Raw genomic sequence first — 17,094 nt, 5'->3', positions numbered from 1 at the left:
TATTTATACAGGTGTCTGTCAGATTACATCTGGTTTAAATTTTTCTCAGCCCAGATGCGTTCTCCATCAAGTAACGTTTCCATTGGCGTCCGGCCACAGCACATTTTCCCCTGATGGGTTCGCTCATTATTATAGTGAGCCAGCCATTCATCAAGATCCGATTGTAATGTGTCGAGTTCGCCATACAGCTTTTTGCGGAACGCCACCTGATAAAATTCCTGCAATATCGTCCTGTGGAACCGCTCGCAGATGCCGTTCGTCTGCGGTGACATCGCTTTGGTTTTCGTGTGGTCGATATCATTTATCGCCAGATAAAGCTGGTAATCATGCTGCTCCACTTTGCCACAGTACTCTGTGCCTCTGTCGGTCAGTATTCTCAGCACTGGCAGGCCCTGAGACGCGTAAAATGGCAGCACACGGTCATTTAGCAGCTCTGCCGCTGTAATCGGCGTTTTGGTGACATACAGCTTGCAGTGTGCGACTTTTGAGTAGGTATCAACGAACGTCTGCTGATAAATGCGTCCGACACCTTTCAGACTACCCATGTAGAACGTGTCCTGAGAGCCCAGATAACCCGGATGAGCGGTTTCAATTTCTCCACAGACCTCGTCATCGCTGGCTTTACGTTCCAGTGCTGCGATCTGGCTGTCAGTCAGTTCGATACCGTCACGGGCCACTTTCTCTTCCAGTGCTTTCAGACGCTTTTTGAAGTTTTCAAGATTGTGGCGCAGCCAGACAGAACGAACGCCACTTCCTGAGATAAAAACACCCTGTTTACGCAGCTCGTTGCTGGTCCGGTGCTGACCGTGAGCCGGGAAATCAACGGCATAATTAACCACAGCGCACTCGGTGGCATCGTCTGTGCGGTTCTTGAGATTAGGAGCCAGACGACTACGATTTATCAGCGAATCCACTCCACCTTCATCAGCCAGCTCGCGATAGCGGTAAAACGTATCACGGGAGACGCCCATGATTTTACAGGCTTTAGAGACGTTGCTAAGTTCTTCGGCCAGATTGAGCAAACCTGTTTTGTGTTTGATGACGGGATTGGTAGTATGAAGCATGAGAGTTACCTCGTGTTTTGTATAAGGATTTGACACCCATATCAAAACCGGTAACTCTCAACCTTTCAAGGTTATGTGTCAGATCAAGTCGCGACTAATACATCTAATGTGTGTACACATCTGGTCACGATCCATTCTGTACCATCAATCTCCGCCTTAAACCCCTTCACCTGCACTGGCAGTTCAGGAAATAAATCAGGTCGCCCACGCGCCAGATTCAGGCTGAACGTCGCTGCACCGCGCTGTAGTTGTTCCCATGCGCTTTTGGCCGCCCGGTATGCATTATCTTTTGTGGCATAGGTATGACGCAGGATTTTGACGTTACCTTCTTTTCCGACCATCACGTTATCGTTGCTAAACGTGGCGTCAAAAGGTGACTCCGCTGTCTGCGTTTTCTTCTGCTTTTTCCTCTGACGCTTCACGTCAGTAGATTGCTTTTTCGCTTTCCGTATATCCAGCCAGTAGGCTGTAACGCCGGTATAGGCTTCCCTGTCCGCCATGCTGAACCGATGGCTGTCGCCGTTTGCGCGGGTGATGGTTGCCACCGGTAGCGGCTGGCCGCCGACACTTTTTCCTGAGCCAAGCGGCATCAGCAGCAGCGTGTCGTTTTTCACGCAAGCGATAGCTCCATGCATCTGCACCAGCCGGGTAAGGAATGAGGCGTCGGATTCATTAGTCTGGTCAACATGCTCAATAGCGATCCCGGCCAGTTCGCCGCTGACCGTAGACTTCAGCGTATGGCGTGCCGCGATGGTTTGCACAATCACTTCCAGCGTCACGTCATGGTAACTTTGTTCCCGCTTTATGTTCAGCGTATCGCGGAAATCGGCGCTGCGGGCGCGGATACTGAGTACGTCAGGCGCGCCGCTGTGCTCTAGTTCGTCAACGATAAAGACGTTCTGGTGCATCATACCGTCGCCTTTCCAGCCCAGAGAAACCGAGAGTTTTTCTCCTTTTGCCGGAAACGCCAGCAGGCCGTCGCTGTCGTCCAGCTCAAGCTGAAGCTCGTCGGCCTCAAAGCTTCGGTTATCGGTAATACGAAGACTAATCAGGCGGGGGGTCAGATTCTGCGTAATGTCCTTACCGTTCAGTACCACACTATATGTAGGCTGCGGCTGGGCGTTTAATGGCACGTTCGGTAACGTCATAGCCCATCCACCATTGTGACAATATCGCCCAATAGACCGCCCAATTTGGGCGGGTCTACACGTTTTAGTGTTAGCGTAAACTCAATGCGCCGGGCCGCGCCATCACGGAAGAAAACGCTTTTAGTGACGTTCAGGCTGTCAATTACAAACCAGCCAAACAGAGAACCGGTGCCTTCAATTAGCGGCCACGCCATCCCTTGATCGGCCATCTTACGTAAAAAGAACAGGGTAAAGCGCCCGCCGATGAGTTCCGGCAGCAGCACGCCGTTTAAGGTGATGGTTTCGTTATCCACGCCGATAAACTGGCTGGCCGGACGCTGGCCTACGCGCGAACTGGTGGGATGCCGCCATGAAACGGATTGCTGCATATCCTGATAGGGCAGGGTTTTCAGGCTGAAAACAAACAGCCCCAAAGCCATCATCATAAGCGTCTCCTTAATCAATATCGCGCAGGCTGCTGCGCCTTCTGGCGGCGTTCTGCCGTTCGCGCCTGTCCAGTTCCTGCGCCACCAGTTTCGCCAGTTGCTGTTCGTTCATGCCGGGGGCGGCGTGAATATGGATGGTGATCGGTCCGCTGCTGGTCGCTGGTGCAGCAACGGATGACGGGGAGAGCGGGACGCGGTTATCCGGTATGGCGGCAATCAGCGGCATGGCGACAGCCGCCGCGCTGAGCGTTAGTCCGGCACCGGCAGCGGTTAACCGTTTAGCCAGTTGTCCGACGCTGGCCAGCGCGGTTTGCGTGTTGTCCGCAATCCCCACCGCCAACCCGTCCACGGTATAGCGGCCCATTTCGGCGAACACCTGTGACGGGGAGTGGATGCCGAGTTTGTCTTTTAACCCGTTGGGCAGGCAGTCGGCCATTTCCATGATGCGGTTTTTAATCGCTTCCCATTTGGCGTCAATCCCCTGTTTCAGCCCGTCCATAATGTTGCTGCCGATGGCCATAAACATTGCAGGCAGGCCGCTGACGCTGCTAATCACGTTATCCCAGACGGCGGTAAACACCGTGAACAGATTCCAGTTGGTGAAGAAATTAACGATAGCCGCCAGCGCGTTGCTGATGGTGGTCTTTATCCCTTCCCATACGCCGGAAACGGTGGTCGTGATACCGTTCCACAGTGCGGCAAACTTCGGTCCCAGCCACTCCCAGTTGCTCCATATCCAGATAGCGGCCCCGGCGATTAAGGCGATCACTGCCAGAATCGGGTTAGCCATCATTGCGCGACCTAACCAGACAACTGCTTTCCCTACTCTCTTAAAGGCGTTCGCCAGCAGCCCCAGCGCGCTACCGCCTTTAATGCCGAGCACCGACAGGCTGAGTTTTAGCGCCGCCATCGGGCCGAGGAGCGCCGCCAGCATCAGCGTAATGCCGCCGAGCGCCACGGAGAACGCGCCCACCGCTGCGCCAATTTTCACCAGCGTGGCGGTCAGTTTCGGATTATCCTTCATCCACTGGCCGACAGATTGCAGCATGCCAGTGATACGCCGGGTAATATCGCGCAGTGGGCTGTCTACCGATTCGAACATCTCGATGCCGAGATCTTCCCACGCCGAATCAAGATTCTGAAGGTCGCCCTTCATATTATCGGCCATCGTTTTGGCGACCTTGCCTGCGGTGCCGAGGGAATCCTTCACCTGTTCGGCGTAGGCTTCAATGCGCTGCGACGGATCGAGCGACGCCTGCTTGTCGAGCAATTCCGCCAGCACAGAGGTTGATTCAGTGCCAAATATCTGGCTAATAAACGCCAGTTTTCGCGCATTGCCCACCCCGTCGCAGCGTGTCGGTTTCTGGTATGTAGGGGGTCAGATTGATTAATTTCATGATGATTAACCTTTAAATGGATGCGACGGTGTACCAGTTTCCGGCGATATACTTTTGTAACGGACGGCGTGCGATGGTATCTATCAGGTCGTCCCGGTTATTGTTAACGACGCCGGTAATCACGTACCCCCACTCATCACCAAATCCGCCACCGCGCCATGCTGGAGTCCATTGAACCGCGCCCAGCCGAACATCCCGGACGGTGTTATGATGAAGCCAGTTTGATAGCCAACCGCCCCATATTGATCCGTGAAGGTTGCCATCGCCTGCGAGTACGCCGGAAGCACCAGCACCTACGCTCGCTGGTGCTCTAAAATCACCGTTTGTCGCGAAGGTGTAATTCATGTCATGTCCTGCAGAGCCTTTCATATGGAGATGAAAAGATAAATTTGTGCCGTTTACCAGCGCTCCAAATGAAAATGCATAGGATGTTTTACCAGCGATGGTCGCTTTTTGTTTTAAAACAGGGTGATATTCACTTGCCTGAGTTGTCGTGAAATCATTATGAAAAGCTGCGGTGGATCCGTACTGGTCTGCCCAGGCAAATGGGCCAGCGTATGCCGCACTGATGGGTTTTTGAAACGATCCGCCATTTTGGGCGGAAACTGCGTCAACATCGGCGGCAGTTAACGTAATGATTTCACCGGTTTTGTTATTAACCTTTAAGATTTTACTTTTTGCTAAATCATAAGCCGCTTTTACCGCGCTGGGGGTTGCCGCTTCAGTCGTGCTGGTACTGTTGGTTGCGTTGTTAAGTTTCACCACGCCTTTTTGCGCAGTAGTGCCGTCAGGAATGGCGGTGATTTGATTCCACGGATGGTTATGTGACGCCGGAGCTGCGGCATTAGCCTTATCCATCGCGGCTTTCACCGCCTTTGGCGTTGCTGCCATCGTTTCGCTACCGCTATTGGTCGCACTGGACAACTGTGTAAAGCCCTTGGCAGTTAAGGTCGCATCAGGGTGATTATGTGACTGTGCATGAATCGTAATCGCATCATCTACATACTGCCTTGTTGCCAGCACCACAGCAGGGTCGATTTTTAACTCCACGCTGGCGATGCTGGAAACAATCAACACCATGCGAATAATCTGCGTGCGTCCGCTGCCCTCGCTTAACTGCGGCTTGTAGGTCGGCGGGCAGTTGCCTACGGCAATCAGCCGGTTATGCTCATCGTACAGGCCGATTTCCCTGATCCACCATCCGCCTACGTCCTCCGGCAGCACCTGTTCGGCAATAATCTGGTTGGGGTTATTAGGGTCAATACTGAGCGTATTCAGCGGCGCACGTCGGCGTTCGTTGACTAACCGGGTTTGGCTGGTCTCCGGTGTCGGCAGGTTACCGTTTCCGTCGCCCACGGCCATTTGCGTCAGGTGAAGAGTCGAGCCCTGTGCGGTGGCGGTCGCCAGCACGGATTCGCCGGTAGTGGTTAAAAGCGTGAAATAGGTAGCGCTCATGGGGCGATCCTTAGCGTATCAATCAGATGCAGTGCAGCCCCAAGGTAGTCACGGCCCACACTGTATACATGTTCAGGAATAAAGGGATAAACGGTGAGCGTATCGCCGGTATAGCTCGTCGCGGTGAACCAGACGTATCCGTTGCTTTTCAGGCTGATCGCCAGTCCGATTAAGTGGCGTGAGCAGGGTTTTGCGTCATCGATCAGGCGCTCCAGCTCCACATACATCTGCTCGGTGATACCCTGTTCGCGCACGCCGACTTCCAGCGCGAAGGTGCCGGGAATACCTTCCGGGCGCAGTTGCCACCATTCGGTTACCCGGATAAGGAAACCGAGCGGCTCCACCGCACGCTGCAGTGCGCCGATGGTGCCTTTGTGCTGATGGAGGTAGAAAGAGGCAGCAATCACCTGCCGCTTGGTATCGACTGGCCAGTTTTCATCCCAGCGGTCAACGGAAAACGCCCATGCCAGATAAGGCAACAACGCGGCGGGGCAGCTATCCGGTTGCCACAGGCTACGCAGCGGAACCGGCACTTGTTCAGTCAGGCTACCGGTTTGCGCCAGATTCTGCTCCAGCGGGCTGGCATTGTTGGGGAGCAGGGAACTATTCATCGCTTCCCCCGATGGCAATTTGCCATCCGGTACAGTAGCTGGCCTGCGTTTTGCTGATGATGACGTCAACGGCAGGGGAGAGTAGTTCTACGCGCTGAACGCCGGTGACATGCAGTGCGGCGTAAATCGCGCTGCGGCGAATATCGCGCCCGATCCGATGCTGGTCATTGACGTAGCTTTTCAGTCGCTGCTCGGCGGCCTGTCGGATGGGTTCCTGCTCCGGGCCGGGATAGCAATAAAGTACGGCATCAATCTGATATGGGATTACTTCGGCGGACTGAATGGTTGGACGATCGCCTACCGGACGAATATCAATATCGTTCAGGGCAGCATCGACGATCGCCAGCAGTTCTGCGCTGGCCAGTCCGTTGCCTTCGCGGGAGAGTACCGACACGGTGACGTGACAGGGATAGGGGCTGATAGCGGAGACGTCGGCGATACGCCCATCTGCGCTGCGGGCGTGATATTCGTAGGCGGCGGTCGGGCCTGCGACAGACAGACCTTCAAACGCCTGCTGCGCGCGCATTCGTAAATCGCTGTCGGATTCATAAACCGGATCAACGGGCGGTATCGCCGTACTGTCTCCGGGCGAGATTTGCAGGCGAAAAACCTTAAAGTTAGCGACCAGATTATCCAGATCGCTCCCGGCGGCATGGGCCAGCATATTGGCGACAGCGGCTTCATTGATGCGTACCCGCAGCGCCATCTCTAAGTAAGTATTTTCCTGCAACAGCTTGACGAAGGGTTCTGATTCATAGCCCAGTGTGCGGGCAACTTCTGCCTGTAGTTCTGCGGGGTACAGGCTGATAAAACGCTGCTTGCGAGTGGTGAACAGGGTTTCAAAATCGAGTGTTTCCACTACATCGGGGATGGGTAACTGGCTTAAATCGGTCAGCGCGCTCATGGGCGTCTCCTGTCGATCGGAATGGAGAATGTCCACGGCTGGCCGGGGATATCGGTACGTTCGGCTTCAATGGTGACGCTGAGATCGGCATTTTCCGCAGCAAAGTCCACGCCGATAATCTCGATGCGGGGTTCCCAGCGCGTCAGCGCCATGACCACCGCCGACATCACCCGTAGCCGGGTGCCGCCATCGTTGGGCTGGTCGATCAGGTTGCCGACCAGTGAGCCATAATCGCGGCGCATCACGCGCGTACCTACCGGCGTGGTCAGAATGTCTTTTACGGATTGCTTAATGTGCAGCTCATCGCTTAATGCTCTGCCAGTTTCGGCGTTCATACCAAGGTACATTACTGCGGCCCTCCGGTATTACTACCTCCGCGCTCTACGCCTGTGTGCGTGTGGGTATGGACGGTGATGCCGTTGGAGGTAAAACTGCCGCCGCTGTGGGTGTAAGCGCCTTTAAGCGTGCCGCCTTTTTTAACCGACAGCGTAGCGGTTTCCAGATGTTGAGTGCAGACGACGAGCGGTGTATCCAGCGTGACGCGGGTGCTGGCTTCGACCAGAGCGGTCTTGATGCCGGTGGCTTTTAACGCGCTGGATCGCGGATCGTATTCAATCACCGCACCATCGGGATAAACGCTATGGTGAACCTGTTCATCCAGCAGCGGGGCAGGGTTGGCGTCAGAATAAATGGCCGGGAGCGCCACGGCGGTGGTTAATTCTCCACTTAAACAGAGCAGTAACACCTGTTCGCCTGTTGATGGCCTCCACCACGTCCGGGCATCACCAGCGCGTAGCGTTAGCCACGGTATCCAGTTAGTGGTCAGTTCACCGGTGTGAATGCGTACTCGATCGCCCTTCACCTCTTCAACGGTGCCGGTGCGGATCAGGTTTTCAATGCGCCGGTGTAGCTCGGCGAGGTTGGCTGGGTGGTTTGCGTCGCTCATGCTGGAATCATTGGCATGGGCGGGAGAAGAGGGAAGAAATCAGGCTTGTAAAAGGGACGCTACAAGTAAAACGCCCCGTAGTCGGGGCGCTGGATAAAGGATTTAGCCGTGGGCGGCTTTCATCAGCGTGTCATTGATCCACTGGTTAACGCTTTTACCAGCCACTTCCGCCGCGACATTAATGGCAGAGTGAATTTCTGGTGGCACACGCAGGCTGATTTTACCGCTGGCTGGACGCAGAGGTTCCCGCCCCCGTTCGGCGCAGTAGGCCAGATAATCGTCTACAGCCTCTTCAAACGCTTTGCGCAGTTCGGCCACATTATCGGCATGGAAGCCAATGACGTCCCGAATACCTGCAACGTGACCAACAATGCATTGATCTTCGTCGCTGTATTCAATTTTTGCGGCGTAGCCTTTGTATGTCATGGTATTCATCATGGTGTTACTCCTACAGCGATAAGAAAAGCCATCGCATCGCGAACCTGATAGGTTTTGGCTTCTTTTTCAGGATGTGGACGGTGAAATGAGGCCACAACCTGATTAATTTCAAACCTGACGCGGGAGCCGTTCCCTTCGGTAACCATTGCACCCAGCGCGATAAACAGGGCTTCAATTTTACGCCATTCCAGAGTAGCGGGCGTTGGCGAGGAAAAGATAGCCTGTAAGGTTTTTTTATGTCTGGCGTTTAACGTATTCATACAAAGTATTTTCCATAAGTTATTTTATTCTTTCGCCAAGTCATAATAATGATATCATTATTTGATATCATTTCAAGCTGGAAAGTGAACAATCAACGCCTCTACTTTGCGCACATCTTCCGCCGAAAAGCCCAGCAATTGACGCTGGGTATAGTCCACTTCCAGCCCGTAGCGATTCACACGGTCACGCAGGCCGTACTGGTGGACGTTTGCTATGCGCTGCACTCTGTCGGTGAAGGCTACCGTCGCGCTCTGTTTATCGCTCTTGCCTTTCATATAGCGCGCAGTGCGCAGCTTGCGGAACATCTGGCGGCGGATCTTTCCTTTTTTACTGCGTAGCTGGGGTCTACGGGGGGCGAATGGTGAGCCGTCCGGGTTTTTCTGCGCGGTTATCCGCTGGCTTTGCGACTGGCGCAGGCTGCGGGCGATTTCCCGCGCCAGTTAAGTTCGGCTTGCTGGGGAGAGCTTTGCGAGCAGGCCATCGGCCCAGCGGTGGAGTTGTTGCAGGTCATCGCTCATCAGGTGCTCACAATCGTTTCACTGCGACAGGCGATTTCCCAGCCGTTGTAACCGCTTTCCGGCGGCTGGTCGTTGCAGTGCTTTGCTTCCAGACCACTGTCGCGCTGGCGCACGATGACGCGCTCGGTCAGCGCCAGCTTGATGCTGATATCGTAACTTTGGTGGTCGATGGCTTCGGCTTCAAACTGAAACGCCTGATCGCGCAGATCGCTGTTGGCGAAGGCTTCCTGCTGGTGAAGCGACATCCAGCCGACCAGTGGCACCATCAGAGTGTCAGGGGAGTCGGCGTAATCGGTGATTAACAGCTCCAGCGTGTACTGGTATTCAAAACTGGTACTACGCCCTGCGGTGGCGACGATCCGGCCCTTATTGATAAAGACTCGCAGCGCGTCCGGGTTTTGTCGCAAATGCGGGACGCTGGCGACCAGCAGTTCACGGATGAGCTGCGCTTTGTGCATCGATACGCTCCTGACAGCTAATCGTCATATCCACCTGTGCGGCGCACTGATGCCACGCGTTTTCAGTTTCCAGCAGCGCGCGGCTTAAATCTTCATTACTCTGCGGTTGAAGCGCCGGAAGCTGGCAGGGCATCAGCTTCGGGCAGGCGGCGGTAAGCCGCACTGCCGGTAATGGAGGCGTGCTGGTGCAGGCGGATAATATCAGCGGGCAAAGCAGTATCAGCCCATTCACGAAGCAGTTGATTTTCACGTTTCAGTTTCTCCAGTTGCTGATTGCGCTGCCGTAGCTGGTCATGGGCGGCGACGGTTTGCTGTTGCAGCGTCAGGTATGCCTGCTGGTTGGCGTCGGCCTGTTGCTGGAGTTCGTCCAGTTCCTGCACCTTCGTCATCAGGGATTCGGTCAGGCTGGCAATCTCAGTGTCGGCCAGTCTGATGTGCTGCTGTTGTTCAATAAGCTGTTCCTGCTGCGTCATACGCTGCCAGTTCGTCCAGAGCAGCATCACGCCGAGCAACAGCAGCGGCGCGGTTTTCATCCAGCCCATCATGCTGCCGCCTTACTGAATTTTTCGAAGGCGACCGCCAGCTTCGTATCGTACTGGTTGCGCTTGTACTGCGGCCCGTTATAGCGGCGGGAGAATTCCGGCCAGTTCTGCGCTTTCAGCGCTTCATGGATCTTCGGGTTGGCTTCGACGAAGCGCACGAAGGCGTCAAGCTGCATCTGTTCGCTTTCCCCCATCTGGAGTTCAAAATCGACGGCGGAGCGGTAGTCCAGCGCTTTCCAGTGGAAGCCCATAATCTGGAACAGCCCCCAGCTTGCGCTTTCAATGGCGGAGTTGATGTGTAACTGTTTTGCCATCGTCAGGCGATAGTGCTCACGGCTCCCACCCTGATAGCCGCCAGCGGACTTATTGACTAAATCGGGGTGCCTTTCCTGTAAGCGTCTGGCATCCAGTCCGTGGCTGGTCAACTGGCGATACATGATATGGCGCTCAAACAGGATCACCGGGCGGCCATCGGGCAGAAAACCGTGGCGACGCGCTTCGATTTCCTGCACAGCCTGTAATGCCGCCAGCGGGATACCGAGATACAGCGCGGCGGCCTGCTGCTGGTCATGGGTGAGTGTACGTGTCATGGGGAGGGTTCTCCTTCTGATGGTGGCGCAGTGGTTTAATCAGGCTGGCGACGTTGCCGCGTGCGGCGAGCAGGCAGAGCAGCAGCACAGCATTGATCGCGGCTTCGGCGATAAAGACATAGCGGTACAGGCTGAAGCAGATCAGCACGGTTACCGACGCGGTGCAGCACATCAGCAGCCACGCCAGCCAGTTATACAGTGGGCGGTAGCGGGTATCGTGGGTGCGGCGGTAGCAGAACAGGCGAACGGCAATCAGCAGGCAGATAATGGCGTTGAAAATCAGGACAGGTTTCATCTTCGCCCCCTTAGAAAGTCGAGCAGTTGGCCGGGGTTATCCAGTTGTCGGATAGCCCATAACAACGCCTTAACGGTGAGCGCCGAGGAGAGCAGCGCGCCAAAGCCGGGTGAAACTTTTTCCGTCAGATGTTGCGGCAGATATCCGGCGACCAGTGCGGTGGACAGGTCGGCGGTCAGCAGGCCAATAATGAACGCCACGCAGAAAAACGTGAGGCGCAGAACTAAGCCGATTTCTTTTTGCGAAATCACCAGCAGCAGCGCGCCGCACAAAGCGCCGAGCACTACCGGTGCCTGTAGCGTCGGGAACAGAGTGGCGATGGAGAACGCGCCTACCGAGGCGGCGGCGACAGTGCCGGTTACGGGTTCGTTCATAGTCAGTCCCACAGGTTGATTCGTAGACGCGCGGCGGCGGGAGCCTGCTCCGGTACGTTCACCGCCGTACCGTGCGGCAGGTGCAGCGGCAGTTCGCACAGGTGCGGGTTGTTCTGGTAAAGCCGTTCGACAATCCCGGCAGTGCGCCCGAAGATACGCCAGCAGAGCTGGTCGAGCGTTTCGTTTTGCAGGCTATAGACAATCATGGTGTTTCCCGCGCGGCGTCAGGTGATGCGGGGATGGTGGCACAGGGAAGGAAGGTCGGGGAAAGCTTCCGCTTGTAAGCATGGGCAGTACAAGCGGAAGGGATTGGTGTGGGATTACGCCTCGTCGGTTTTGGTATTAAAAATTTTAAATTCAGCGGCTTTCTGTAGTCGAAGCAGCGCTGGAAGTAAGATCGCGCTGGCCGTTAGAAAATGACCTAACTGACAAAGGGTTTCTGCTGAGAATTCGAGTTGGTCGCTGTCGGTGAGGGAGACGAAGGTCTTACCCAGAAAATGAAAGCCGTGACATAGCCCGAAATAGCAATCTTCACTACTGTTGGCAAGTTGCAGGGCATCATCAAGATCCAGTTTGCAAAACACGTCTGCCAGTTCGGAAGACAGCATATTAGCTTCAGGCAACATGGCGCACCTCCAGCGGTTTGCAGGAGACAAACACCAGCGGGAACCCGGCCAGCAGGTCGCGAGCCTCGGCCTCCGTTGTTGCCAGCACGGACATCAGACGAAGCGGCTGGATCTCGCGCAGCAGGCGGTTGGAACGGGCGTTCAGGAAGGTGTAGAGCTTTGAATGTGCGTGTATGGTACTATTAGCGGTAGCCATAGCATTAGCTTCTTTAATGTTGTGGTCAGAGGCCCGTTGGTGTTGGTAGCACCTGCGGGCTTCGTTGTTTTTGTATGACTGTTGTCATACACTTGCTTTACTAACTATAGAAAAATATAGCAGGAGTATAGCAAGTGTCAACCATTTCTATTCAAGGCAAAGGCAGTAAGCAAATCGCGTTACGAGTAGATCCTGCTCTTGAGGCCGGAATTCAGCAGGCACTTAAAGCGGATGGTGACGCTTCTGTTTCTGCATGGATTAAGCGGATCATCAGAAAAGAACTTCAGTCACGGGGTATTGAAACAAAAGATTAGCGGATAGATATATACTCTTGATAAAGAGTATTAGAGGTAAAAATGATGGCGAAAAATAGTAGTTCCACCAATAAATATGGCATCAAAGTTGTAAAAAGAGACAGTATGAGCGGTCAGTTCGTACCCGTCGAAATGAAGTTGGACGGCCCTGAAGGCGAGCGTGTGATTAAAAAGTCGGCAGAACGTATTTATGCCAGACACAGTAAAGTCATTAAGGCGCTAGCTAACCGATGATTGATGCACATTTGGTGATTGGAATTCACGATTTTATCCTTACTCATGAGCCGGGACTGGTTGGTTATCAAGATGCTGGTCGGGTTGAGGCGACACTGGCGCGGGTGGATAACCGCATTCTGTATGAACAGATGAATGATATTTTTCAGATAGCCGCTGCTTATGCGGTCTCTATTGCCAGAGGTCATGTTTTTGCTGATGCTAATAAGCGAACGGCGTTGGTGACGGCGTTGACGTACCTTGATATGCAGGGTGTGAACCTTAAACGGACGCAAAAGCTGGAAGATATTATGGTGGATGTTGCAGAGGGAACGCTGAATCTGGACGATTTGGCCGATATTTTCTATACCCTTAGTGATGTGAATGCTTCCTAAAAGGCAGCCCGACGAATCGGGCTGTTACGACGATCAGGCAAATACTACTTTAAGACTTCCCGGCGTCCGGCGTGGTTTTCCTACCACTATTTGCACATCGCGCCCTAAGCGGGTCAGACATTCCAGCATTTTGGCTTCACTGATGCCCCGGAACTGTCCACGCAGCATATTAGACAGCTTGGGTTGCGTGATTCCTAGCAGTTTTGCGGCTTGTTCCTGCGTCAGGCGGCGGCTTTTGATGATGTTGCCAATGGTAGTGGCAAGCTGGGCTTTTACCAGCATTTCTTCAGCGTCGTTTCTGCCGATATCGGCATAAACGTTGCCGCTACTGACTTCAATATCGTGGCTCATATTATGCTCCTTTAGCATGGTTTTCTGCGGTTTTCAGCCGTTCGCGGATCTTGTCCATATCGGGTTTTGGCGTGGAGATCCCGGAGGATGATTTTTTTTGGAATGCGTGCAATACATACACTGCATTGCCAAACCTGACGGTATACACCGCCCGATAGGTATCACCGAGGTAATCCTCCTCAACCTCCAGCACGCCAGCGCCGCCAAACCCTTTCAGTGGCTTGGTCAGGGAATGTTTACCGCCAGCCTGCGCCAGATGCAGGGCATAGCCGAAAACATCCTGTACATCGTCGGGCAATGACTGGAGGTCTTTCTTACTACTGCCAACCCAATAGAGTGGCTTCATCCGCGTAATCCATGCGTTAAATTATACCTATATGGGTATAATTTAACATGGCTAATGGTTAATGTATAGTCAAACAGGGAGGGGAATGTATTTGATTAGTCTATATAGGTAGCGGCCCAGCCAGTGCTACGTTCTAGCCTGTCCATATGCTTTTCCGCCCCTTCTAACAGGTCTTTTACAGCATAGTGATGTTCTGCGCCATCGGCCTGATCCAGCAGGGTGTCCTGAAAGTCGTATAACGCCTCGCGCAGGGCAGTTTGCGCCGCTCGTAGTGTTTCCAGCTTAGTGTGGATGTGGTTCATTATGCTGCCTCAATACCCGCGCTGGTTAACATATAGTGGCCCCAGTGGGTTTTCTTCAGGTAACCGGCTAGTTCCATCTGCGTCACAATAAATTCAGCATTAACCATTTCTATACCTGCGTAGTCGGCCAGATCGCGCAGCGGCCATGTACTGCGGACGCCAGCCTTAAGCATGGCATCTCTGATACGACGGGCGGTGTCGGTCATCGGGAGGGTTCTGGTGGTCTGGATGGTCATGGTAATTTTTCCCCTGTAGGTTTTTCCGTTGGTACAGACACTAACTCTGGTAGGGGTGGGCATCCAGCGTACAGATGGGGCGGTACGGTGATACACATCGCATACCCGTACTCTTTTTATACCAGAACGAACGTACTGCGGGGCTTGCCCAGAATATCCCGCACGGAAAAACGGGCATCGCGCGTCAGATCGTCTGCGGTGCTTTCCTTCTGTTCCGCCAGCTTGCTCCCGTGGGTGGTAGTATCGAAGTTGCGGTAGCGTTCCAGCAGGTTGGCGTGTGTCAAGCTGTAGACGGCGCGGCGGTAGCGGTGCAGGTTGACGCTTACACCGTCCAGCCGTTCTGCGGTGGTGTCCGCAATACCGGCTACGCCACGACGTTCCTGTTCCAGCCGCCATTCCCGCAGGTCGTCGTTCACGCTGGCCAGCGCAATCAGCAGCGCCTCGCGCAGCCGTTCGTTGGTGACGGTGGCATCCAGCCGCTGGGCGGCGCGCAGATGTTGCGTATCGATATCGGGGAAGAAAGGGTGGTTGCTGATAATCATCCCCGGCTGGCTGGCAGCGGGGGCGACCTGAATAAAGCTCATGGTATTCTCCCTGTTCGGCGGTGGACGGCAGGCGTTGCGGGAGTTAAAACTCTGCGCGGCCTGCCGTGCCGCCGGTCATGAGGGTCTCACTCTGTAGGCTGGTCAGGCTGCGCGTTACGAATGTGCCGTTCCAGTTGTTCAATCAGTTTTTTGACGCCGACGTTTTCATCCAGTTGCAGGGCGCGCTGGAATTGCGCCAGCGTTTCCTGCGGCTGGCTTTCCGTCTGCGCCAGCCCCAACGCCTTGTGCAGACGGGCGCGCACCTGATCCGGCATATCCTGCTCGGCGAGCAGTCCGGCAAAAGCCAGCAGGCTGTCCGGTGCCGTAAAGGTTCCGGCAGTAAGCTGTTTCAGTGCGGTGTCGGCGACCTCTTCGGCCACCATGCAGGCAGTCTGGCGCTGGTACTGATCCGGCGTCACCCAGCCGTGTTTCAGGGCATGTTCCGCCATATCGTAAGCGGCGGGGAAGTCGTCGGTATCCAGCGTCCAGAGCAGTACGGTCATAAACACATCGTCCTGCTGTTGACTGTCGGCGCTCAGGATGCCGCTTACCCACGGCTGATAGTCGGGCAGCAGCTCGCGCTTGACCTCAATTTTACGCTCAATGGACTGAATGGCTTTCAGGCGGCGCTTATCGGTCGCCAGTTTTGCCAGCATCAGTTCGTAGCCGCTGGCGTGGGTCTGGTTTTCCTGCTGGTTAGCGGCCAGCGCCTGATGGCGCAGCAGGTGGCGACGGGCAGGCGTCATCATGGGTTTTTATCCTCAAACTTGATGTTTTCAAACAGGCAGCCGCAGCCGAAGTCTTCCACTACAAAGGCGTCATTGGAGGACTCGAAGTTTTCTACCCGATCGCGTTTGGGGTTATCAATAATGGCGCGGCGACGGGAGCCTTTTTGCACATAGATAGACAGGTTGCTGAATGCGGTGACCAGAATGGTGTTGCGCGGGAAGCCCGGTACGCGCACGGCAGGACGTCCGCCGATGGTCTTCTGGCTGACCAGAATCTGCCCGGCCAGCTTCTCGCTGTTCTCGTTGTGTTGATTGAGGATCGGGAAGTATTTGTCGTGCAGCACGCCACGGCCACAAATCGCCACCAAATCCGCGCCGTCGACGTGCCATTCGTCAATCAGGTTTTCTTCGCCATCGTTGACCGGCTGGGCCAGCCGATGAAGCTGGTACCGGCGCTGGCCAAATATGTGCGGCGCGGCAAGGAACTGGACAACTACTTCTTTGTTCAGCCCGGTAAGGTGGATCACGAGTTTGTACCGGGCAGCGTTGGTCATCTGCTGGAGCCGGACATCAATCAGGAAATCTACGGCCTGCCGGAATACCTCGCGTCACTGAATGCCACATGGCTGGATAACGCCGCCACGCTGTTTCGCCGCCGCTACTACAAGAACGGCAGTCACGCCGGGTTTATCCTCTACCTGAGCGACCCGGCCCATAATGAGGCGGACATCGAGGCGTTACAGGAAGCGCTGGCGAACAGTCGCGGCCCCGGTAACTTCCGCAACCTGCTGATGTACCTGCCGAACGGCAAGCCGGACAGCGTGAAAGTGATCCCGATTGGCGAGGTGGCGGCAAAGGATAACTTTGCTGATATCAAAAGCGTCAGCCGCAGCGACCAGCAGGCCGCCCACCGCGTACCGCCTGCCCTGATGGGAACCGAACCCAATAACGCCGGGGGCTTCGGCGACCCAATCAAAGCCGCGCAGGTGTTCAACTGCAACGAGATCGAACCGCTGCAGGAACGGTTCAAAGAATTGAACGACTGGCTGGGCATTGAGATTATCCGCTTCAAACCCTACCGGTTAGCCGCAGAAGAGCAGGCATAGCCTGCTCCCCACTTTCTTCTTATCACGCCACCACGCGCCATTCAGCCCGCTTCCTGCGGGTTTTTTTACGCCCTTTCACCGCCAGAAATCCCAGCCAGCACCGCCAGAGCGCGGTTGTGACCCCGCCACGCCTGCACAGTAAACAGATCGCTTTTTTTGCACTGTTGCAGCAGTACCGGGGCAGGCCGTGACGGGGGGCGAAGGCAGGGTTTTGGGTGCAGCGGAATCATGCGGATTTATGCGCTCTGCATATGCACTGGGGGCAACAGGG

At 54.9% G+C, this 17,094-nt stretch carries 32 protein-coding genes; 4 read left to right on the top strand and 28 right to left on the bottom strand.

The features are described 5' to 3' along the window. Positions 1-23 precede the first annotated feature (23 nt). The 21 genes from SYMBAF_RS11325 to SYMBAF_RS11230 all read right to left on the bottom strand — a co-directional run bounded on the left by SYMBAF_RS11325 (position 24) and on the right by SYMBAF_RS11230 (position 12,248). Positions 24-1,064, bottom strand: coding sequence for an IS481 family transposase (locus tag SYMBAF_RS11325; protein ID WP_040266611.1), 1,041 nt, complete (start codon positions 1,062-1,064; stop codon positions 24-26). 83 nt (positions 1,065-1,147) lie between these two features. Further along, positions 1,148-2,212 (bottom strand): phage late control D family protein, encoded by a 1,065-nt coding sequence (locus tag SYMBAF_RS11320; RefSeq protein ID WP_040266610.1) that lies wholly within the window; start codon positions 2,210-2,212, stop codon positions 1,148-1,150. Then, positions 2,209-2,637: a phage tail protein gene (locus SYMBAF_RS11315; RefSeq protein WP_040266609.1), complete on the bottom strand. Its 429-nt coding sequence runs from the start codon at positions 2,635-2,637 to the stop codon at positions 2,209-2,211. The genes SYMBAF_RS11320 and SYMBAF_RS11315 overlap by 4 nt, the downstream gene beginning before the upstream one ends. 10 nt (positions 2,638-2,647) lie before the next feature. Continuing rightward, entirely contained in the window at positions 2,648-3,979 is a 1,332-nt protein-coding gene (locus SYMBAF_RS11310; RefSeq protein WP_052447848.1) for a phage tail tape measure protein, read from the bottom strand. Between the two features lie 67 nt (positions 3,980-4,046). Beyond that, a complete protein-coding gene (locus tag SYMBAF_RS18710; RefSeq protein WP_237162866.1) occupies positions 4,047-5,489 on the bottom strand; it encodes a phage tail protein in 1,443 nt (480 codons plus the stop codon). Next, positions 5,486-6,100, bottom strand: coding sequence for a phage tail protein I (locus SYMBAF_RS11300; RefSeq protein ID WP_040266607.1), 615 nt, complete (start codon positions 6,098-6,100; stop codon positions 5,486-5,488). The genes SYMBAF_RS18710 and SYMBAF_RS11300 overlap by 4 nt, the downstream gene beginning before the upstream one ends. Continuing rightward, positions 6,093-7,004 (bottom strand): baseplate assembly protein, encoded by a 912-nt coding sequence (locus SYMBAF_RS11295; protein WP_040266605.1) that lies wholly within the window; start codon positions 7,002-7,004, stop codon positions 6,093-6,095. The genes SYMBAF_RS11300 and SYMBAF_RS11295 overlap by 8 nt, the downstream gene beginning before the upstream one ends. Further along, positions 7,001-7,351: a GPW/gp25 family protein gene (locus SYMBAF_RS11290; RefSeq protein ID WP_040266603.1), complete on the bottom strand. Its 351-nt coding sequence runs from the start codon at positions 7,349-7,351 to the stop codon at positions 7,001-7,003. Before SYMBAF_RS11290 ends, SYMBAF_RS11295 begins: the two co-directional genes overlap by 4 nt. After that, the gene (locus SYMBAF_RS11285) at positions 7,351-7,950 is read right to left on the bottom strand and encodes a phage baseplate assembly protein V (protein ID WP_040266602.1); all 600 of its coding nucleotides are present in this window, start codon (positions 7,948-7,950) and stop codon (positions 7,351-7,353) included. Before SYMBAF_RS11285 ends, SYMBAF_RS11290 begins: the two co-directional genes overlap by 1 nt. Before the next feature lie 102 nt (positions 7,951-8,052). After that, on the bottom strand, positions 8,053-8,388 hold the full coding sequence (locus tag SYMBAF_RS11280) for a type II toxin-antitoxin system HicB family antitoxin (protein WP_237162864.1): 336 nt from the start codon (positions 8,386-8,388) through the stop codon (positions 8,053-8,055). After that, entirely contained in the window at positions 8,385-8,648 is a 264-nt protein-coding gene (locus SYMBAF_RS11275; protein WP_040266600.1) for a type II toxin-antitoxin system HicA family toxin, read from the bottom strand. The genes SYMBAF_RS11280 and SYMBAF_RS11275 overlap by 4 nt, the downstream gene beginning before the upstream one ends. A gap of 72 nt (positions 8,649-8,720) precedes the next feature. After that, entirely contained in the window at positions 8,721-9,077 is a 357-nt protein-coding gene (locus tag SYMBAF_RS11270; RefSeq protein WP_419789505.1) for a phage virion morphogenesis protein, read from the bottom strand. An 89-nt stretch (positions 9,078-9,166) separates the two neighbouring features. Continuing rightward, entirely contained in the window at positions 9,167-9,625 is a 459-nt protein-coding gene (locus SYMBAF_RS11265; protein WP_040266599.1) for a phage tail protein, read from the bottom strand. Beyond that, positions 9,600-9,827: an Rz1-like lysis system protein LysC gene (lysC, locus tag SYMBAF_RS17790; protein WP_419789504.1), complete on the bottom strand. Its 228-nt coding sequence runs from the start codon at positions 9,825-9,827 to the stop codon at positions 9,600-9,602. Before lysC ends, SYMBAF_RS11265 begins: the two co-directional genes overlap by 26 nt. Beyond that, complete coding sequence (gene lysB, locus SYMBAF_RS11260; protein ID WP_040266598.1) at positions 9,721-10,170, bottom strand: Rz-like lysis system protein LysB; 450 nt, start codon at positions 10,168-10,170, stop codon at positions 9,721-9,723. The genes lysC and lysB overlap by 107 nt, the downstream gene beginning before the upstream one ends. Next, positions 10,167-10,757, bottom strand: coding sequence for an N-acetylmuramidase family protein (locus tag SYMBAF_RS11255; protein WP_040266597.1), 591 nt, complete (start codon positions 10,755-10,757; stop codon positions 10,167-10,169). The genes lysB and SYMBAF_RS11255 overlap by 4 nt, the downstream gene beginning before the upstream one ends. Then, positions 10,735-11,052 (bottom strand): phage holin family protein, encoded by a 318-nt coding sequence (locus SYMBAF_RS11250; protein WP_040266595.1) that lies wholly within the window; start codon positions 11,050-11,052, stop codon positions 10,735-10,737. The genes SYMBAF_RS11255 and SYMBAF_RS11250 overlap by 23 nt, the downstream gene beginning before the upstream one ends. Continuing rightward, positions 11,049-11,426 carry a putative holin gene (locus tag SYMBAF_RS11245; RefSeq protein WP_040266594.1) on the bottom strand — a complete coding sequence of 126 codons (378 nt, stop codon included), beginning with the start codon at positions 11,424-11,426 and terminating at the stop codon, positions 11,049-11,051. The genes SYMBAF_RS11250 and SYMBAF_RS11245 overlap by 4 nt, the downstream gene beginning before the upstream one ends. 2 nt (positions 11,427-11,428) lie before the next feature. Beyond that, positions 11,429-11,632, bottom strand: coding sequence for a tail protein X (locus SYMBAF_RS11240; protein ID WP_040266592.1), 204 nt, complete (start codon positions 11,630-11,632; stop codon positions 11,429-11,431). Between the two features lie 114 nt (positions 11,633-11,746). Continuing rightward, positions 11,747-12,052, bottom strand: a complete 306-nt coding sequence (locus tag SYMBAF_RS11235) for a hypothetical protein (RefSeq protein ID WP_040266591.1) — start codon at positions 12,050-12,052, stop codon at positions 11,747-11,749. Continuing rightward, positions 12,042-12,248: a hypothetical protein gene (locus tag SYMBAF_RS11230; RefSeq protein ID WP_040266588.1), complete on the bottom strand. Its 207-nt coding sequence runs from the start codon at positions 12,246-12,248 to the stop codon at positions 12,042-12,044. The genes SYMBAF_RS11235 and SYMBAF_RS11230 overlap by 11 nt, the downstream gene beginning before the upstream one ends. Before the next feature lie 134 nt (positions 12,249-12,382). Here SYMBAF_RS11230 and SYMBAF_RS11225 point away from each other — a divergent pair, with 134 nt between their 5' ends. From SYMBAF_RS11225 to SYMBAF_RS11220, 3 genes are all read left to right on the top strand, one after another. Then, on the top strand, positions 12,383-12,562 hold the full coding sequence (locus tag SYMBAF_RS11225) for a phage protein (RefSeq protein WP_040266586.1): 180 nt from the start codon (positions 12,383-12,385) through the stop codon (positions 12,560-12,562). Positions 12,563-12,667: 105 nt separating this feature from the next. Continuing rightward, the gene (locus tag SYMBAF_RS18110) at positions 12,668-12,796 is read left to right on the top strand and encodes a hypothetical protein (protein ID WP_272899520.1); all 129 of its coding nucleotides are present in this window, start codon (positions 12,668-12,670) and stop codon (positions 12,794-12,796) included. Continuing rightward, a complete protein-coding gene (locus SYMBAF_RS11220) occupies positions 12,793-13,170 on the top strand; it encodes a type II toxin-antitoxin system death-on-curing family toxin (protein WP_040266582.1) in 378 nt (125 codons plus the stop codon). Before SYMBAF_RS18110 ends, SYMBAF_RS11220 begins: the two co-directional genes overlap by 4 nt. Before the next feature lie 33 nt (positions 13,171-13,203). On the opposite strand, the gene SYMBAF_RS11215 is transcribed toward SYMBAF_RS11220, so the two are convergent. From SYMBAF_RS11215 to SYMBAF_RS11185, 7 genes are all read right to left on the bottom strand, one after another. After that, positions 13,204-13,521, bottom strand: coding sequence for a helix-turn-helix domain-containing protein (locus tag SYMBAF_RS11215; protein ID WP_040266580.1), 318 nt, complete (start codon positions 13,519-13,521; stop codon positions 13,204-13,206). Position 13,522: 1 nt separating this feature from the next. After that, a complete protein-coding gene (locus SYMBAF_RS11210; protein ID WP_040266579.1) occupies positions 13,523-13,867 on the bottom strand; it encodes a type II toxin-antitoxin system RelE/ParE family toxin in 345 nt (114 codons plus the stop codon). 95 nt (positions 13,868-13,962) lie between these two features. Beyond that, a complete protein-coding gene (locus SYMBAF_RS11205; protein WP_040266577.1) occupies positions 13,963-14,169 on the bottom strand; it encodes a hypothetical protein in 207 nt (68 codons plus the stop codon). Then, complete coding sequence (locus SYMBAF_RS11200; protein WP_040266575.1) at positions 14,169-14,405, bottom strand: hypothetical protein; 237 nt, start codon at positions 14,403-14,405, stop codon at positions 14,169-14,171. The genes SYMBAF_RS11205 and SYMBAF_RS11200 overlap by 1 nt, the downstream gene beginning before the upstream one ends. A 116-nt stretch (positions 14,406-14,521) precedes the next feature. Next, entirely contained in the window at positions 14,522-14,989 is a 468-nt protein-coding gene (locus SYMBAF_RS11195) for a head completion/stabilization protein (RefSeq protein ID WP_040266572.1), read from the bottom strand. An 86-nt stretch (positions 14,990-15,075) separates the two neighbouring features. Next, entirely contained in the window at positions 15,076-15,738 is a 663-nt protein-coding gene (gpM, locus tag SYMBAF_RS11190; RefSeq protein ID WP_040266571.1) for a phage terminase small subunit, read from the bottom strand. After that, positions 15,735-16,115, bottom strand: a complete 381-nt coding sequence (locus SYMBAF_RS11185) for a P2 family phage major capsid protein (RefSeq protein ID WP_237162968.1) — start codon at positions 16,113-16,115, stop codon at positions 15,735-15,737. Before SYMBAF_RS11185 ends, gpM begins: the two co-directional genes overlap by 4 nt. Here SYMBAF_RS11185 and SYMBAF_RS11180 point away from each other — a divergent pair. Beyond that, entirely contained in the window at positions 16,053-16,823 is a 771-nt protein-coding gene (locus SYMBAF_RS11180; protein WP_237162863.1) for a phage portal protein, read from the top strand. The genes SYMBAF_RS11185 and SYMBAF_RS11180 overlap by 63 nt on opposite strands. Positions 16,824-17,094: the final 271 nt, after the last annotated feature.

The organism is Serratia symbiotica (genome assembly GCF_000821185.2).
Taxonomy (GTDB): domain Bacteria; phylum Pseudomonadota; class Gammaproteobacteria; order Enterobacterales; family Enterobacteriaceae; genus Serratia; species Serratia symbiotica.
The sequence above is the reverse complement of the archived record's forward strand: the minus strand, read 5'-3'. Positions and strand labels throughout refer to the sequence as shown.

Excerpts from the sequence above, each read along its gene's own strand:
- SYMBAF_RS18710 (WP_237162866.1), bottom strand. The coding sequence starts at position 5,489 with ATGAGCGCTACCTATTTCACGCTTTTAACCACTACCGGCGAATCCGTG.
- SYMBAF_RS11210 (WP_040266579.1), bottom strand. The coding sequence starts at position 13,867 with ATGAAGCCACTCTATTGGGTTGGCAGTAGTAAGAAAGACCTCCAGTCA.
- SYMBAF_RS11195 (WP_040266572.1), bottom strand. The coding sequence starts at position 14,989 with ATGAGCTTTATTCAGGTCGCCCCCGCTGCCAGCCAGCCGGGGATGATT.
- SYMBAF_RS11205 (WP_040266577.1), bottom strand. The coding sequence starts at position 14,169 with ATGAACCACATCCACACTAAGCTGGAAACACTACGAGCGGCGCAAACT.
- SYMBAF_RS11230 (WP_040266588.1), bottom strand. The coding sequence starts at position 12,248 with ATGGCTACCGCTAATAGTACCATACACGCACATTCAAAGCTCTACACC.
- SYMBAF_RS11285 (WP_040266602.1), bottom strand. The coding sequence starts at position 7,950 with ATGAGCGACGCAAACCACCCAGCCAACCTCGCCGAGCTACACCGGCGC.
- SYMBAF_RS18110 (WP_272899520.1), top strand. The coding sequence starts at position 12,668 with ATGAGCGGTCAGTTCGTACCCGTCGAAATGAAGTTGGACGGCCCTGAA.
- SYMBAF_RS11265 (WP_040266599.1), bottom strand. The coding sequence starts at position 9,625 with ATGCACAAAGCGCAGCTCATCCGTGAACTGCTGGTCGCCAGCGTCCCG.
- gpM (WP_040266571.1), bottom strand. The coding sequence starts at position 15,738 with ATGATGACGCCTGCCCGTCGCCACCTGCTGCGCCATCAGGCGCTGGCC.
- SYMBAF_RS11200 (WP_040266575.1), bottom strand. The coding sequence starts at position 14,405 with ATGACCATCCAGACCACCAGAACCCTCCCGATGACCGACACCGCCCGT.
- SYMBAF_RS11220 (WP_040266582.1), top strand. The coding sequence starts at position 12,793 with ATGATTGATGCACATTTGGTGATTGGAATTCACGATTTTATCCTTACT.
- SYMBAF_RS11300 (WP_040266607.1), bottom strand. The coding sequence starts at position 6,100 with ATGAATAGTTCCCTGCTCCCCAACAATGCCAGCCCGCTGGAGCAGAAT.
- SYMBAF_RS11275 (WP_040266600.1), bottom strand. The coding sequence starts at position 8,648 with ATGAATACGTTAAACGCCAGACATAAAAAAACCTTACAGGCTATCTTT.
- SYMBAF_RS11250 (WP_040266595.1), bottom strand. The coding sequence starts at position 11,052 with ATGAAACCTGTCCTGATTTTCAACGCCATTATCTGCCTGCTGATTGCC.
- SYMBAF_RS11320 (WP_040266610.1), bottom strand. The coding sequence starts at position 2,212 with ATGACGTTACCGAACGTGCCATTAAACGCCCAGCCGCAGCCTACATAT.
- lysB (WP_040266598.1), bottom strand. The coding sequence starts at position 10,170 with ATGATGGGCTGGATGAAAACCGCGCCGCTGCTGTTGCTCGGCGTGATG.
- SYMBAF_RS11315 (WP_040266609.1), bottom strand. The coding sequence starts at position 2,637 with ATGATGATGGCTTTGGGGCTGTTTGTTTTCAGCCTGAAAACCCTGCCC.
- SYMBAF_RS11240 (WP_040266592.1), bottom strand. The coding sequence starts at position 11,632 with ATGATTGTCTATAGCCTGCAAAACGAAACGCTCGACCAGCTCTGCTGG.
- SYMBAF_RS11325 (WP_040266611.1), bottom strand. The coding sequence starts at position 1,064 with ATGCTTCATACTACCAATCCCGTCATCAAACACAAAACAGGTTTGCTC.
- SYMBAF_RS11295 (WP_040266605.1), bottom strand. The coding sequence starts at position 7,004 with ATGAGCGCGCTGACCGATTTAAGCCAGTTACCCATCCCCGATGTAGTG.
- SYMBAF_RS11215 (WP_040266580.1), bottom strand. The coding sequence starts at position 13,521 with ATGAGCCACGATATTGAAGTCAGTAGCGGCAACGTTTATGCCGATATC.
- SYMBAF_RS11255 (WP_040266597.1), bottom strand. The coding sequence starts at position 10,757 with ATGACACGTACACTCACCCATGACCAGCAGCAGGCCGCCGCGCTGTAT.
- SYMBAF_RS11245 (WP_040266594.1), bottom strand. The coding sequence starts at position 11,426 with ATGAACGAACCCGTAACCGGCACTGTCGCCGCCGCCTCGGTAGGCGCG.
- SYMBAF_RS11290 (WP_040266603.1), bottom strand. The coding sequence starts at position 7,351 with ATGTACCTTGGTATGAACGCCGAAACTGGCAGAGCATTAAGCGATGAG.
- SYMBAF_RS11280 (WP_237162864.1), bottom strand. The coding sequence starts at position 8,388 with ATGATGAATACCATGACATACAAAGGCTACGCCGCAAAAATTGAATAC.
- SYMBAF_RS11235 (WP_040266591.1), bottom strand. The coding sequence starts at position 12,052 with ATGTTGCCTGAAGCTAATATGCTGTCTTCCGAACTGGCAGACGTGTTT.